Raw genomic sequence first — 15,283 nt, forward strand, 5'->3', positions numbered from 1 at the left:
AGGAACGAGGACATGTCCGTCACGTCCGCCCCCACAGAGCAACTCCCCGGCACACCCGCCACCCAGGGCAACCGGATCGGCGGGGGACTGCTCGACCCCCAGCAGCTCATCAGGTCCCTGCCGGACGCGGTACGCAAACTCAACCCCAGCACGCTGTGGCGCAACCCGGTGATGCTGATCGTCGAGGTCGGCGCGGCCTTCACCACGGTCCTGGCGGTGCTCGACCCGTCGGTGTTCGCCTGGGCCATCACCGTCTGGCTCTGGCTGACGGTGGTCTTCGCCAACCTGGCCGAGGCGGTCGCCGAGGGCCGGGGCAAGGCCCAGGCCGCGACGCTGCGCCAGGCGAAGAAGGACACCATCGCCACCCGGCTGGTCGACTGGAAGCCGGGCGCGCGGGCCAACACCTACCGCGACGAGGCGGTGCCCGCGCCGGAGCTGCGCCAGGGCGACGTCGTGCTCGTCGAGGCGGGCGGCATCATCCCGGGCGACGGCGACATCGTCGAGGGCATCGCCAGCGTCGACGAGTCGGCGATCACCGGCGAGTCGGCCCCGGTCATCCGGGAGTCCGGCGGCGACCGCAGCGCGGTCACCGGTGGCACGAAGGTGCTCTCCGACCGGATCATCGTGAAGATCACCCAGAAGCCCGGCGAGAGCTTCATCGACCGGATGATCGCCCTGGTCGAGGGCGCCAACCGGCAGAAGACGCCGAACGAGATCGCGCTGAACATCCTGCTCGCCGCGCTCACCGTCATCTTCCTGCTGGCCGTGGTCACGCTCCAACCGCTTGCCATCTTCTCCAAGGCCTACCAGGCGGCCGCACCGGACAGCGGCGCGATCACCAGCTCCGGCGTCACCGGGGTGGTGCTGATCTCGCTGCTGGTCTGCCTGATCCCCACCACCATCGGCGCGCTGCTCTCCGCCATCGGCATCGCCGGCATGGACCGGCTGGTGCAGCGCAACGTCCTGGCCATGAGCGGTCGGGCCGTCGAGGCGGCCGGCGACGTCAACACCCTGCTGCTCGACAAGACGGGCACCATCACGCTGGGCAACCGGCAGGCTGCCGAGTTCGTCCCGGTCGAGGGGGTCGACCCCGCCCGTCTGGCCGACGCCGCGCAACTGTCCAGCCTGGCCGACGAGACCCCGGAGGGGCGCTCGGTGGTGGTCCTGGCGAAGAACGAGTTCGGGCTACGCGAGCGGGAGCCCGGCGTGATGCCGCACGCCACGTTCGTACCGTTCACCGCGCAGACCCGGATGAGCGGCGTCGACCTGACCCCGGACGGCAGCGTGGACGGCGGCGCGGTGGGCGCGGCCCGCCGGGTCCGCAAGGGCGCCGCCGCCGCGGTGATGACGTGGGTACGGGAGAACGGCGGCCACCCGACCGAGCAGGTCGGCGAGATCGTGGACGCGATAAGCGGCACCGGCGGCACCCCGCTCGTGGTCGCCGAGCACGTCGACGGTGAACCCGCCCGTGCCCTGGGCGTCATCCACCTCAAGGACGTGGTCAAGTCCGGCATGCGGGAGCGGTTCGACGAGATGCGCCGGATGGGCATCCGGACCGTGATGATCACCGGCGACAACCCGCGCACCGCGAAGGCGATCGCCGACGAGGCCGGGGTGGACGACTTCCTGGCCGAGGCGACGCCTGAGGACAAGCTCGCGCTGATCAGGCGGGAGCAGGAGGGGGGTCGGCTGGTCGCGATGACAGGCGACGGCACCAACGACGCGCCGGCCCTCGCCCAGGCCGACGTCGGGGTGGCCATGAACACCGGTACGTCGGCCGCCAAGGAGGCCGGCAACATGGTCGACCTCGACTCCGACCCGACCAAACTGATCGAGATCGTGGAGATCGGCAAGCAGTTGCTGATCACCCGGGGCGCGCTGACCACGTTCAGCATCGCCAACGACATCGCGAAGTACTTCGCGATCATCCCGGCCATGTTCGCCGGCCTCTACCCGAGCCTGGACGCGCTGAACATCATGCGGCTGTCCAGCCCGGAGTCGGCGATCCTGTCCGCCGTCATCTTCAACGCCCTGGTGATCATCGCGCTGATCCCGCTCGCCCTGCGGGGCGTGCGGTACCGGCCGGCCGCCGCGTCGAAGCTGCTCGGCCGCAACCTGCTGGTCTACGGACTGGGCGGCATCATCGTGCCGTTCATCGGGATCAAGCTCATCGACCTGCTCATCCAGTTCATCCCGGGGATTTCGTGATGCGTCTACCCACCTGGATCGCCCAACACCTCGCCGCGCTGCGCGCCGTGCTCGTCTTCACCGTGCTGCTCGGCCTGGTCTACCCGCTGGCGCTGGTCGCGCTCGGTCAGCTACCCGGCCTCCACCACAGGGCCGACGGCTCGCTGATCACCGCGGGCGGGAACACCGTCGGCAGCGCGCTGATCGGCCAGTCCTTCACCGACGCGGACGGCAACCCCGTCGTCCGCTACTTCCAGTCCCGCCCCTCGGCGGCCGGCGACGGCTACGACCCGACGTCCACGTCGGCCAGCAACCTGGGCCCGGAGAGCGTCGTCGACACCATCGCCACCGACCCGGAGGAGTCCAGCGAGAGCCTGCTGACTCAGGTCTGCGGGCGCAGCAAGGCTGTCGGCGAGCTGAACGGCGTCGACGGCCGACGCCCGTACTGCACCGACGACGGGGTGGGCGCCGTGCTGGCGGTCTTCCGCGCCGACGGTCTGACCGGCCGGGTCACCCGGGTGGTGAGCGTCAACCAGGCCGCCCCGGCCACGCCGTTCGTCACCTCATACCAGGGGGTCGCCGTGGAGCCGGCCCAGCCCGGCGAGGACTACGTGGCCCTCGGTGGGGTGGTCACCCCGATCCGTGGCGACGCGCCCGCCGACCCGGCGGTGCCCGCCGACGCGGTCACCGCCAGCGCCAGCGGCCTCGACCCGCAGATCAGCCCGGCGTACGCCGAGTTGCAGGTGAACCGGGTCGCGCGCGAGCGCGGCGCGGACCCGGCGGCGGTCCGCGAGCTGGTCGAGGAGCACACCGGCGGGCGGGGGCTCGGGTTCATGGGTGAGCCCGGCGTCAACGTGCTGGAGCTCAACCTCGCCCTCGACAAGCGGTTCGCCGCGCGCTGAGCACACACCGCGGGCGGGGCCGTGCCGACCGGGCGCGGCCCCGCCCGCCGATCTGACCAGGGAGGATGGGTCCCGTGCCACGCGGAGAACTGCGCATCTATCTCGGGGCCGCCCCCGGCGTCGGCAAGACGTACGCCATGTTGGAGGAGGCCCAGCGGCGGGCCGCGCGCGGCACCGACGTGGTGATCGGCTTCGTGGAGACCCACGGCCGCCAGCAGACGGCCGCGATGCTCGGCGACCTGGAACAGGTGCCCCGACGCACGATGGACTACCGGGGCGCCGAGTTCACCGAGATGGACCTGGACGCGGTGCTGGCCCGTCGGCCCGAGATCGCGATCATCGACGAGTTGGCGCACACGAACGTGCCAGGTTCCCGGCACGACAAGCGCTGGCAGGACGTCCAGGAGCTGCTCGACGCGGGGATCGACGTGCTGTCCACGGTCAACGTGCAGCACCTGGAGTCGGTGAACGACGTCGTCGCCCAGATCACCGGCACCACCCAGCGGGAGACCGTGCCGGACGAGATCGTCCGCGCCGCCGAGCAGGTCGAGCTCGTCGACATGACCCCGGAGGCGCTGCGGCGGCGGATGGCGCACGGCAACATCTACCGACCCGACAAGATCGACGCCGCGCTGGGCAACTACTTCCGGGTCGGCAACCTCACCGCGCTGCGCGAACTGGCGCTGCTCTGGCTTGCCGACAAGGTCGACGAGCAGCTCGACCGCTACCGCAGCCAGCAGGGCATCGCCGCCACCTGGGAGGCCCGGGAACGGGTCGTGGTGGCGCTGACCGGTGGCCCGGAGGGCGAGACGCTGATCCGTCGGGCCGCCCGGGTCGCGGCCCGCAGCAAGGGCGCCGACCTGCTCGCCGTGCACGTGGCCCGCAGCGACGGCCTGGCCGGCGCGGACCCGGCCCAACTGGCCCGCCAACGAGTCCTCGTGGAGAGCCTGGGCGGCACGTACCACCAGGTGCTCGGCACCGACGTGCCGGCCGCGCTGCTGGACTTCGCCCAGGGCGTGAACGCCACCCAGTTGGTGCTCGGCGCCAGCCGGCGGGGTCGCCTCGCGCAGATCTTCGCCCGGGGCGTCGGGGTCACCACCACCGCGCTCTCCGGCTCGATCGACGTGCACCTGGTCACCCACCGGCAGGCCGGTAAGGGTCGTCGGGCGGCAGCCGTGCCGGCGGCGTTGTCCCGGCGTCGCCGACTGCTCGGCTTCGGCCTGTCCGCGCTGGGCATGCCGCTGCTCACAGTGCTGCTCAAGGCGCTGCCCGACCTGACGCTCACCAACGACATCCTGCTGTTCCTCGCCGGGGTCGTCGGGGTCGCGCTCGTCGGCGGGGTGTGGCCCGCCCTGGTCGCCGCGCTCGGCGGGTCGCTGCTGCTCAACTGGTTCTTCACCCCGCCGTACCGGACGCTCACCATCGCCGAGGCGGACAACCTGCTCGCGCTCGCCGTCTTCGTCGGCGTGGCGCTGGCGGTGAGCTGGATCGTGGACGTGGCCGCCCGGCGCACTCGGGAGGCCGCGCGGGCCGCCGCCGACGCGCAGACCCTCGCCGCCGTCGCCGGTGGCGTGCTGCGCGGCGAACGCCCCCTGCCGGCCCTGCTGGACCAGCTCCGGGAGACCTTCGGGCTGCGCGCGGTGAGCGTGCTGGAGCTGGCCGAGGAGGCCAGCGGTCGCCCGGAGCGGGCCCGCGAGGAGCACGCCTGGTGCGTCGTGGCGAGCGTCGGCGAGCAGCCGGCCTGCACGCCCGACGGCGGCGAGACGGCGGTACCCGTCGACGAGCGGATCACCGTCGTGCTCAGCGGCCGACGGCTGGAGGCCGCCGACCGGCGCATCGTGGAGGCGTTCGCCGCCCAGGCCGCCGTCGCGCTGCGCCAGGAACGGCTCGCCGAGGAGGCCGCCACCGCCCGGCCGCTGGCCGCCGCGGACCGGATGCGCACCGCGCTGCTCGCCGCGGTCAGCCACGACCTGCGTACGCCGCTGGCGTCGGCGAAGGCGGCGGTGACAAGCCTGCGCAGCCACGACATCGAGTTCGACGAGTCCGACCGGGAGGAGTTGCTGGAGACCGCCGAGGAGTCGCTGGACCGGCTCGCCCGGCTGGTCGGCAACCTGCTGGACATGAGCCGACTCCAGGCCGGCGTCCTCGGCATCACGGCCACCGCGATCGGCCTGGAGGACGCCGTACCCCTGGCGTTGGACGAACTGGGCCCGGCGGCCGCGACCGTCGGCACGGACATCCCGGCCGACCTGCCGGCCGCCACCGCCGACCCCGGCCTGCTGGAACGGGTGCTGGTCAACATCGTCGCCAACGCGCTGCGCTACAGCCCGCCCGGCCAGCCGCCCACCATCACCGCGAGCGCGCACGCCGGCCAGGTCGAGCTGCGGGTGATCGACCGGGGGCCGGGCATCCCCGAGGACCAGTGGGAGCACGTCTTCCTGCCGTTCCAACGCCTCGGTGACCGGGACAACCAGACAGGCGTCGGCCTCGGGCTCGCCCTGTCCCGGGGGTTGGCCGAGGCGATGGGTGGCAGCATCACCCCGGAGACCACCCCCGGCGGTGGGCTCACCATGGTGCTGCGGCTACCCGCCGCGCCCACCAGCTCGGAGGGGTCGCAGGAATGACGCGCATCCTGGTCGTCGACGACGAACCGCAGATCCTGCGCGCCCTGCGGATCAACCTGCGCGCCCGCCGCTACGACGTGGACGTCGCCGACACCGGGGCCGCCGCGTTGAAGGCCGCCGCCAGCCACCCGCCCGACCTGGTGGTGCTGGATCTCGGCCTGCCCGACATCGACGGGGTGGAGGTGATCCGCGGCCTGCGCGGCTGGACAAGCGTGCCGATCATCGTGCTCTCCGGTCGGGCCGGCAGTGCGGACAAGGTCGCCGCCCTCGACGCCGGCGCGGACGACTACGTCACCAAACCGTTCGGGGTGGAGGAGCTGCTGGCCCGCATCCGCGCCGTCACCCGCCGCCTCGGCGGCCCCAGCGAGGCGGTGCCGGCGCTGCGGATCGGCCAGCACACCGTCGACCTGGCCGACCACCGCGTACGGCACGACGACGGCTCCGAGGTCAAGCTGACCCCCATCCAGTGGAGCGTGCTGGAGAAGCTGCTGCGCCACCCCGGCAAGCTGGTCAGCCAACGTCAGCTCCTCCAGGACGTGTGGGGGCCGGAATACCTGAACGAGACCAACTACCTACGGCAGTACCTGGCCCAGCTGCGGCGCAAGCTGGAGGACGACCCGGCCCGCCCCCGGCACCTCGTCACCGAGCCGGGCATGGGCTACCGCTACCGCCCCTGAACCGTTGACACCAGCTTGCAGACATTGAAGAATTTCGGTCTGCAGCGGCAGCGGCGTGCTTCTGTAACCGTCCCCTCCACCGGTTACCCCTCGGGAGCCCGCCGTGTCCCTGCCCCTGTCCCGTCGTCGGCTGCTGACCGCCGGCGGCGCCGGCCTCGTCCTGGCCGGTCTCACCGACCCGTTTCGCGCCGGACCCGCCCGCGCCGCCGTCACCACCGCCGACCTGGTCGTCTACGGCGCCACCTCCGGCGGGCTGGCCGCCGCGATCACCATGCGCCGGCTCGGTCGCAGCGCCGTGGTGGTGGAGCCCACCGGCCACGTCGGCGGCCTGAGCACCGCCGGGCTGGGCGCCACCGACACCGGCGTCCAGGCGTCCATCGGCGGGCTCGCCGCCGAGTTCTACCGCCGGGTGTACGTGAAGTACCACGGCGGAACCCTCACCTCGACGTCGCCGCTGCGGATGACCTTCGAACCGCACGTCGCCGTCGCCGTCTTCGCCGACCTGCTGGCCGAGGCGGGCGTGCCGGTGATCACCAACGCCCGGCTCGCCGGCGTCGGTCGCAGCGGCGACCGGATCACCGAGCTGCGGACCGAGGACGGCGCGATCTACCGGGGCGGGATGTTCGTCGACGCCACCTACGAGGGTGACCTGCTGGCCACGGCCGGGGTGGGGTTCACCGTCGGGCGGGAGTCCAACGACACCTACGGCGAGACGATAAACGGGGTGCAGTCCGGCAACACCCACCAGTTCGTCTACCCGGTCGACCCGTACGTGACGGCCGGCTCGCCCGCCAGCGGCCTGTTGCCGGGCATCTCCGCCACGCCACTCGCCCCGCGCGGCAGCGCTGACGACCGGATCCAGGCGTACTGCTTCCGGATGTGCCTGACCCAGGCGGCCAACCGGATCCCGTTCGGCAAGCCGTCCGGCTACGACCCGATCCGGTACGAGCTGCTGCTGCGCCACATCCAGGCCGGTTACGCCGGGCCGTACTTCACCACCGGATCGATCGGCGGCGGCAAGACCGACTCCAACAACAACGGGGCCGTGTCGACCGACAACATCGGCTTCAACTACGCGTACCCGACGGCGAGCTGGGCCGCGCGGGAGAGCATCATCGCCGAGCACCGCACCTACCAGCAGGGGCTGATGTGGTTCCTGGCCAACGATCCCCGGCTGCCGGCGTCGGTCCGCGACTCGACCGCCAGGTGGGGGCTGCCGATCGACGAGTTCACCGGCACCGGTGGCTGGCCGCCGCTGCTCTACATCCGCGAGGCCCGCCGGATGATCTCCGCGTACGTGATGACCGAGGCCGACTGCCGGGGCCGGGTACGGGCCGCCGACTCGGTGGGGTTGGCCAGTTACACGATGGACTCGCACAACTGTCAACGGGTGGTGGTCGACGGGCGGGTGCGCAACGAGGGGGACGTGCAGATCGGGGTGCCGGCCCCCTACCCGGTGAGCTACCGGGCGATCGTGCCGCACCGGGCGCAGTGCGCCAACCTGCTGGTGCCGGTCTGCCTCTCGGCGAGCCACATCGCGTACGGCTCGATCCGGATGGAACCGGTGTTCATGATCCTCGGGCAGGCGGCGGCCACCGCCGCGACGCTGGCCCTCGCCGGGAACCTCGCCGTGCAGGAGGTGCCCGTGCCCACCCTCCAGGCCCGGTTGCGGCAGGACGGCGCGGTCCTGGAGTGGGGCTCGACCGACGAGGTGATCCTGGACAACGCGGCGGCCAGCGGGATCACCCGGGCCGGGACGTGGCTGCGCAGCACGAGCGTCGGCGGCTTCTACGGCCCGGACTACGAGCACGACGGCAACACCGCGAAGGGCGTCAACCGGCTGCGGTTCCGCCCGACGCTGCCCGCCGCCGGGTCCTGGACGGTGCAGATGCGCTGGACCGCCAACCCGAACCGTGCCACGAACGTGCCCGTCGACATCGAACACTCCGGCGGGCTCGTCACCCGCACGGTGGACCAGCGGCAGGCCGGCGGCCAGTGGGTGCCGTTGGGGACCTACTCGTTCACGGCGGGCAGTGGCGGGAGCGTACTGATCCGTACCGAGGACACCGACGGCCACGTGGTCGCCGACGCGGTGCGCTTCGTCCGTGCCTGACCGGCCGCGGACGCGTACCCCGGTCAGTTGCCGGGGAACTCGACACCCACCAGCCGCTCGGAGACGGCCCACAGCCGTGCCGCGTCCTCCGTGTCGCGCGCCGAGCGGTAGACGGCCAGCTCGGTCGGTTTGCCGGTGAACTGTCCCAGCCCGTCCGGGCCGTAGAACCGTCCGCCCCGCGCCTGCGGACTGGTGGCGGCGTAGAGGGCGGGGAGCAGCCCGGCGTCCACCGAGTGCACCAGAACGCCCCAGCGGGCCAGCCGGCTCATGATCGAGTGGTGGAGCGAGGGCCGGCTGCGGCCCAGGTTGGGACCGGACGCGTACAGGTTCGTCATCGTCGTGCCCGGATGGGCGACGTTGCTGACGATGCCCCAGCCACCGGCCCGACTGCGTCGGTCGAGTTCCAACCCGAAGTGCAGGGTGGCCAGCTTGGAGGCGTTGTACGCGCGGATCGCCGCGTACCGCTGGTTGCTCTGCAGGTCGTCCCAGTCGAACCGGCCGGAACGGGCGGCGCTGCTCGACATGGTGGTGACCCGGGCGTGGCCGGCCCGCAGCAGCGGCAGCAGCCGCCCGGTCAGCGCGAAGTGCCCGAGGTGGTTGGTGCCGAACTGCAGCTCGAAGCCCTCGGCGGTGGCGTGCCGGGTCGGCGGCGTCATCACCCCCGCGTTGTTGATCATCAGGTGGATCGCTCGCCCCTCGCCGAGCAGCGTGTCGGCCAGCGCCGCCACGGAGTCGAGCGAGGCGAGGTCCAGCTTCCGGGTCGAGACGACGGCGTCCGGCGCGGCGGCCCGAACGGCGTCCAGCGCGGCGGCGCCCTTGGCCGGGTTGCGGACCGGTAGCACCACCTCGGCCCCGGCGCGCGCCAGCCGCGTGGCCAGGCCGAGGCCCAGGCCGTCGCTGCCGCCGCTGACGACGGCGAGTTTTCCAGTCAGGTCCGGAACTGTCAGGTCGAGCACACCATCTCCCAGGTCGGTCATGTCCCTCATCGGTCGAGGACAAGCCTGGGTCGTTCGCCGGCCACCACCCAGGGTCGGCCTATCCAGGGATCGACGGTCCCCGGCTGCCGGACCGGGCCGACTGCCCGGCGAGTAGCGTTCTTGACGATCAAGGACTTTCGGACGAGGAGGCGCGGTGGAGACGACGACTGTGGACATCCCGACCGGCGACGGGAGCGCGGACGCGAGTCTGACCCGACCGGACGGCGAGGGCCCGTTCCCGGCGGTGCTGCTCTTCATGGACGCCTTCGGGCCGCGCCCCCGCCTGGTCGAGATGGCGGAACGGATCGCCGCCCGGGGCTACCTGGTGCTGACGCCCCACCTCTTCTACCGGGCCGGCCGGGCGCCGCTCTTCGACCTGTCCCGCCTCGCCGAGGCCGACCAGCGCGCCGCGCTCTTCGAGCAGATCATGCCGCTGGTCAACGCGTTGACCCCGGAGCTGTTCGACCGGGACACCACCGCGTACCTCGACTTCCTGGCCGCCCGCGACGACGTGCGGCCGGGGCCGGTCGCGATCACCGGTTACTGCATGGGTGGCACGAACGCGCTGCGGGCCATCGAGGCGCACCCGGACCGCATCGCCGCTGTGGCGAGCTTCCACGGCGGGCGGATCGTCACCGACGCGCCGGACAGCCCGCACCTGGGCGTCGGCTCGATCACCGGCGAGGTGTACTTCGGGCACGCCGACGCCGACCGGTCGATGACGCCCGAGCAGATCGCCACGCTGGAGAAGGCGCTCGAGGCGGCCGGCGTGCGCTACCGCTCCGAGGTGTACGCGGGCGCGCATCACGGCTACACCATGGCCGACACCCCGGCGTACGACGAGCAGGCCACCGAGCGTCACTGGACCGCCCTGTTCGACCTCCTCGACCGCACCCTGCCGACGAGCTGACCATCGGCGCACGGCCCGGTCAGCGGCGCAGCAGCACCGGGCCGGCGTCGATGCGGGTGCGGAACAGCGCGTACGGCTTGCGCCGCAGGTCCTTGCCCCGCTGGTACTGCGCCTGCCGGTGTAGCTGGTTGGCGGTGACGTAGAGGTGCCCGTCGGTGGCCACCGACATGGTGTCCGGCCAGAGCAGCCGCGGGTCGTGGACCAGCGTCTCGTACTCGCCGTCCGGTAGCCGGCGCAGCACCGCGTTGTGCTCGTACGCGGTGAGGTAGAGCCGCCCCGCGTCGTCGCTCTCCAACCCGTCCGAGGCGCTGCCCCGGTCCCCCTCGTCGACGACTGTCGCGGCGACCGCCTCCTGGGTGACGCCCGGGTCGGCAAGCGCCTCGGTGGACACGCTGTGCAGCCGACGCGACGCCAGCGGGCAGTAGTAGAGCCGGCTGCCGTCGGCCGAGATGGCGATGCCGTCGGAGCCCATGCTCACCGGCTTCGGCGGCCCGTCGGCCGGCCGTTCGAGGAACGGCCGGCCCTCGACCACCGGCCGGAACGACGTCAACGGCTCCGCCTTCGTGGACGGGTGGTCGTGCAACCGCCGCCAGGAGGCGCCACTGGCCAGGTCGACGACGATGATGCCGTTCGGCCCGGAGTCCGCCGAGTCGGTGATGTAGGCGACCCCCGCCTCGCCGCGCCGCAGGTCGAAGCGGACGTCGTTGAGGTACGTCGTCGGCAGCGCCACGTCCGCCGGGAAGGTGATCACCTGGGCGACCGTGTCGGTGTCCAGGTCGATGCGGACCAGCTTCGGGCCGCCCGGCTTCGTGGGCTGGAACATCGGGCTGCCGGTGTCCAGCACCCAGAGTCGGTCGGCCGGGTCCACGACGATGCTCTGCACCGACACGAACGCGCCCGCGTCGTCGTCGCCCGACGGGTCGTTCCACGCCTGGTCGGGGTAGGGCACCTCCCGGCCGTCGCGCAGCTCCACGACTGTGGCCGGCACCTCGTCCCCCCACTTCGGGAAGTTGACGAAGATCCGGCCTCGGTGCGAGACGCTCACCCCGGTCGGCATCGGTCCGGTGAAGGTGTGCACCAACTCCAGCTCGCCAACCGGCTCGTCGCCCACCGGCCCGTTCATGACGCCCACCTCACGATGCCCACCGTCTCGCCTCCTGCCGTCGGGTTGCCCGCTCCGGTGCGGTTGTTCCCGCCCTGGCGTCCGATATGCCTGCGTCAGCTCACCGGTGCGGCGGCGTACGCGGCGGGCAGGCCGGGGACCTCTATGCCTGCGTCAGCTCACCGGTGCGGCGGCGTACGCGGCGGGCAGGCCGGGAACTTCGACGTCCACCGCGAGCAGCGCGCCGTCCTGCGGACCCGCGGTGCTCAGCCCGACCCGGGCGGTCCCGATGAAGAGTCGGCGCAGGTCGGGGCCGCCCAGGCAGATGCCGGCGGGCTGCTTCGCCGGCAGCCGGATCTCCCGGTCCAGCATCCCGTCGGGCCGGTAGCGGCGGACCGCCGAGCCGCCCCAGCACGCGACCCAGAGGTGGCCCGCCGCGTCGACGGTCATGCCGTCCGGGCCCCCGTCGTCGGGGGAGAGCCGCAGGAACGGCTCCCGCCCGCGCAGGTCACCGGTGTCCGGGTCGACGGTGAACCTGTCGATCTCGCCGCGCGGCGTGTCGGCCAGGTACATGGTGGTGCCGGTGGCGTCGAACGCGGGCCCGTTCGGAATTGTCAGCCCGGTCACCGCGGCCACCGGTGCCGCACCCGGGGTCAGCCGGAACAGCGTGCCTCCGCCGGGCACCATCGCGTACGTCATGCTGCCGGCCCAGAAGCGGCCGTGCGGGTCGGCGACCGCGTCGTTCATGCGGGTCGGTTCGGGTGCGTCCGCGACCAGGTCGGCGACCGGTCGGGGGTCGCCGCCGGCGGGCAGCACCGTGACGCCGGTGCCGGCGGCGGCGAGCCAGTCGCCGGGTCGGTCGGCCACCGGGGCGACCGCGCCGAGCGGAACGTCGAGGTGGCGCACCTCCCGCAGCGGGGCGGGGGCGTCGCCGTCGGTCTCCAGCAGCCGTCCGGCCAGCAGGTCGACGAGGACCAGTCGGTCGTCGACCCAACGCAGGCCTTCGCCCAGCTCCAGCCGGTCGGCGCTCCAGACGGTCGGTTCGGTCAGCTCCATGGTGCTCCTCCAAACGATCTCCGGTCGGCGGTGGCCGGGCCGCGCCGGTTGCGCGGGGCGGTCGGGCCGGCGTCCGCGTCGCGGGTCCGCGCCGGCCGCCGTACCGGTCAGCGGACCGTACCGCCCGGCCCGTGGTCGAGCAGCGTCAGCTCGGCGCGGTCGGGCAGGCCCTCCCAGTCACCCCGGGTCGCCACCACGAACGCTCCGGTGGTGACCGCCCGGTCCAGCCGGGTCGGCGCGTCGACGCCGTCGAGCCAACCGGAGAGCAGTCCGGCCACGAACGCGTCACCCGCGCCGACGGTGTCCACCACCGGAACCGTCCGGGCTGGACGGTGGATCGAGCCGGCTGAGCCTGGTCACGGTGGGGAGCGGGCCTGGCCTGGCCACAATGGGGCGGGCCAGGCCTGATGGCGGAGGGCTGGCCGTGCCGCAGGAGGGCGCGACGGGCGGCTGGCCGTGCCGCAGGAGGGCGCGACGGGCCTGATGGCGGAGGGGCGGCCGTGCCGCAGGGGGGCGCGACGGGCCTGATGGCGGAGGGGCGGCCGTGCCGCAGGAGGGCGCGACGGGCCTGATGGCGGAGCGCTGGCCGTGCCGCAGGGGGGCGCGACGGGCCTGATGGCGGAGGAGCGGGCCGTGCCGCAGGAGGGCGCGACGGGCCTGATGGCGGAGGGCTGGCCGTGCCGTAGGAGGGCGGCGACGGGCCTGGTCGTGGAGGAGCGGGCCGTGCCGCAGGAGGGCGCGACGGGACCTGGTCCGAGGAGGAGCGGGCCTGGCCCCGGGAGGGCGCGGGACCTGGTCACAGACGAGCGGACCGTGCCCCAGGAGGGCGCGACGGGGCCGGGTCGCGTGGGAGTGGGCCGGTGTTCGTGGCTTCGGGTCGTGTCTGTCCGCCGGGTAGCTGGGCGGATCTGGCCTCTGATGCCGGCGGATCTGGCCTCGGGGTGCGCGGATGTGGCTGCGGTTGGCTGTGCTCACGTTCGGTGGTGGTAGTGGTTGCGGCGGGGGATCTGGTTGGGGTCGAGCCAGGCGGGTGGGATGAATTCGGGGTGGCCGTCGCCTGCCAACCGCACTGTCCAGTCGTTGTGATGGAGGTGTCGGTGGTGGTGGCCGCAGAGCAGGACGGCGTTGGCCAGGTTGGTGGTGCCGCCGTCGGCCCAGTGGTGGATGTGGTGGGCGTCGCACCAGCGTGGTGGGCGGTCGCAGCCGGGGAAAGCGCAGCCGCGGTCGCGTAGGACGAGGGCGCGGCGCAGGGGGCCGGTGATGAGGCGGCGTTGCCGGCCGACGTCGAGGGGTTGGCCGGTGCTGTTGAGGACGGCCGGGAGGATCGTGGCGTCGCAGGCGAGTCGGCGCACCGTTTCCGCGGTGAGGTGGAAGCCGGTGTCCAGGGTGCCTGCGTCGAGCTGGCGGGCGAGTGCGTCGAAGCTGGTGGTGACGACGATTTGTGCGGGGTCGCCGCCGTGTTCGGGTAGGTCGGTGGTGCGCAGGGTGAGTCGGCAGAGGTCGGCGAGGGCGTCGTGGCGGCGCTGCCCGGGGGTGCGTGGGTCGTCGGGGCCGTTGGGTGCGGTCAGCGGGTCGATGGCGGCGCGGAGCAGGCCGGCGGTTTCGCTGTCGAGGACGCCGGTGAGTCGCAGGCGGCCGTCGCTCAGCGTGGAGAGGGTGAGGTGGCGGTCGCGGCTGGCTCGGCGGGCTTCGGCTTCCAGGGCGGCGTGGGCGGCGGCGTCGGCGATGTCGGGGGCGACGTGGTCGAGGATGCGGGTGCCGAGTTTGCGCAGGAGGGTGGGGTCGAACTGGCTGGCCCAGTCGGTGAGCACGCCGACGGCCTTGTCGGCTGCCTGCGCGCCGGCGGTCGTGTGCGCGGTGGCGACGGTGTCGGCGATGACCCGGGCCTGGTCGACGGTGATGTCCCCGTTGGCCAGGGCGGCGCGTACTCCGGGGTTGCCGGTGTCCAGGGCGGCGGCGAGGTCGACGAGCCGGCGGGCGGCCGGGACGGTGAGGCGGAGTCGCTCACGCAGCCAGACCGCTGTGCTGGAGGCGCCCTGCGCGCGGGCGGTGCCCCGACCGTCGATCTCGCGGACCAGGGCGAGCGTGACCGCGGCGAGCCGCTGCTCCAGGCGGTGCGCGGCGTCGAGGGCGGCGACCAGCTCATCCTCGGCGAGTGCCCAGGCGGCGTCGTCGACGCAGGCGGCGACCGCGTCGTCTGCCTGCGCCAACTCCTCGACCATGACCAAACACTAGAACATGTGTACGACATTTTTCAGTGACCAAGATCGATCGGGCGGCGGTGCTCCGCTGGCGCTGTCGGGGTCTCCGGCCGGCCGCCCGCATGCCCTTCCGCGAGGTGTCGCACGTGGGCCGGCGGTCCGCATATCGGGCTGCGTTGGATCGAGTCTGGCCCGGCGGTCCGCACGTCAGGCCGCGTCGAATCGCCGGGCGGCGGCGTGCCAGGCCGTGGCGAATCGAGCCTGACGCGGTGGCCCGTATGCCGGGCGCGTCAAATTGCGCCTGGCCCGGCGGCCCCAGCCGTCAAGTCGGTCGAACCGGACCAACCCGAACCCGGTCCTGGCTGAACCCGAAGCCGGCCCTGCCGGGCCCGGCCCGGCCCCGAGGAACCGGAGCTGGCCCGCGTGGGCCTGCGGCACCCGGAGCTGGCCCGCGTGGGCCTGCGGCACCCGGAGCTGGCCCGCGTGGGCCTGCGGCACCCGGAGCTGGCCCGCGTGGGCCTGCGGCACCCGGAG

General features: G+C 73.1%; 11 protein-coding genes. 6 read left to right on the top strand and 5 right to left on the bottom strand.

Features of this window, described 5'->3' with window-relative positions; translation table 11 throughout:
• Positions 1-12 precede the first annotated feature (12 nt).
• The 5 genes from kdpB to ACGFH8_RS10795 all read left to right on the top strand — a co-directional run bounded on the left by kdpB (position 13) and on the right by ACGFH8_RS10795 (position 8,503).
• Positions 13-2,208, top strand: coding sequence for a potassium-transporting ATPase subunit KdpB (kdpB, locus tag ACGFH8_RS10775; protein ID WP_393365950.1), 2,196 nt, complete (start codon positions 13-15; stop codon positions 2,206-2,208).
• Positions 2,208-3,089 (top strand): potassium-transporting ATPase subunit C, encoded by an 882-nt coding sequence (locus ACGFH8_RS10780; protein ID WP_393365952.1) that lies wholly within the window; start codon positions 2,208-2,210, stop codon positions 3,087-3,089. The genes kdpB and ACGFH8_RS10780 overlap by 1 nt, the downstream gene beginning before the upstream one ends.
• A 74-nt stretch (positions 3,090-3,163) precedes the next feature.
• Positions 3,164-5,713, top strand: a complete 2,550-nt coding sequence (locus ACGFH8_RS10785) for a DUF4118 domain-containing protein (protein WP_393365954.1) — start codon at positions 3,164-3,166, stop codon at positions 5,711-5,713.
• Positions 5,710-6,390, top strand: a complete 681-nt coding sequence (locus ACGFH8_RS10790; protein WP_393365956.1) for a response regulator — start codon at positions 5,710-5,712, stop codon at positions 6,388-6,390. The genes ACGFH8_RS10785 and ACGFH8_RS10790 overlap by 4 nt, the downstream gene beginning before the upstream one ends.
• Before the next feature lie 103 nt (positions 6,391-6,493).
• Positions 6,494-8,503, top strand: a complete 2,010-nt coding sequence (locus ACGFH8_RS10795; RefSeq protein ID WP_393365957.1) for an FAD-dependent oxidoreductase — start codon at positions 6,494-6,496, stop codon at positions 8,501-8,503.
• 23 nt (positions 8,504-8,526) lie between these two features.
• Here ACGFH8_RS10795 and ACGFH8_RS10800 read toward each other — a convergent pair whose 3' ends face one another.
• Complete coding sequence (locus tag ACGFH8_RS10800) at positions 8,527-9,489, bottom strand: SDR family oxidoreductase (protein WP_393365959.1); 963 nt, start codon at positions 9,487-9,489, stop codon at positions 8,527-8,529.
• A gap of 145 nt (positions 9,490-9,634) precedes the next feature.
• Between ACGFH8_RS10800 and ACGFH8_RS10805 the strand changes: the two genes are divergently transcribed.
• Complete coding sequence (locus ACGFH8_RS10805; protein WP_393365961.1) at positions 9,635-10,390, top strand: dienelactone hydrolase family protein; 756 nt, start codon at positions 9,635-9,637, stop codon at positions 10,388-10,390.
• Between the two features lie 19 nt (positions 10,391-10,409).
• Here the strand turns inward: ACGFH8_RS10805 and ACGFH8_RS10810 are convergent, their stop codons facing one another.
• The 4 genes from ACGFH8_RS10810 to ACGFH8_RS10825 all read right to left on the bottom strand — a co-directional run bounded on the left by ACGFH8_RS10810 (position 10,410) and on the right by ACGFH8_RS10825 (position 14,770).
• Positions 10,410-11,513 carry an L-dopachrome tautomerase-related protein gene (locus tag ACGFH8_RS10810; RefSeq protein ID WP_393365963.1) on the bottom strand — a complete coding sequence of 368 codons (1,104 nt, stop codon included), beginning with the start codon at positions 11,511-11,513 and terminating at the stop codon, positions 10,410-10,412.
• 153 nt (positions 11,514-11,666) lie between these two features.
• A complete protein-coding gene (locus ACGFH8_RS10815; RefSeq protein WP_393365965.1) occupies positions 11,667-12,548 on the bottom strand; it encodes an SMP-30/gluconolactonase/LRE family protein in 882 nt (293 codons plus the stop codon).
• Between the two features lie 107 nt (positions 12,549-12,655).
• Complete coding sequence (locus tag ACGFH8_RS10820; protein WP_393367068.1) at positions 12,656-12,886, bottom strand: carbohydrate kinase family protein; 231 nt, start codon at positions 12,884-12,886, stop codon at positions 12,656-12,658.
• A gap of 633 nt (positions 12,887-13,519) precedes the next feature.
• Complete coding sequence (locus tag ACGFH8_RS10825) at positions 13,520-14,770, bottom strand: DUF222 domain-containing protein (RefSeq protein WP_393365967.1); 1,251 nt, start codon at positions 14,768-14,770, stop codon at positions 13,520-13,522.
• Positions 14,771-15,283 lie beyond the last annotated feature (513 nt).

This window comes from Micromonospora sp. NPDC049175 (genome assembly GCF_043197345.1).
Classification (GTDB): Bacteria; Actinomycetota; Actinomycetes; order Mycobacteriales; family Micromonosporaceae; genus Micromonospora.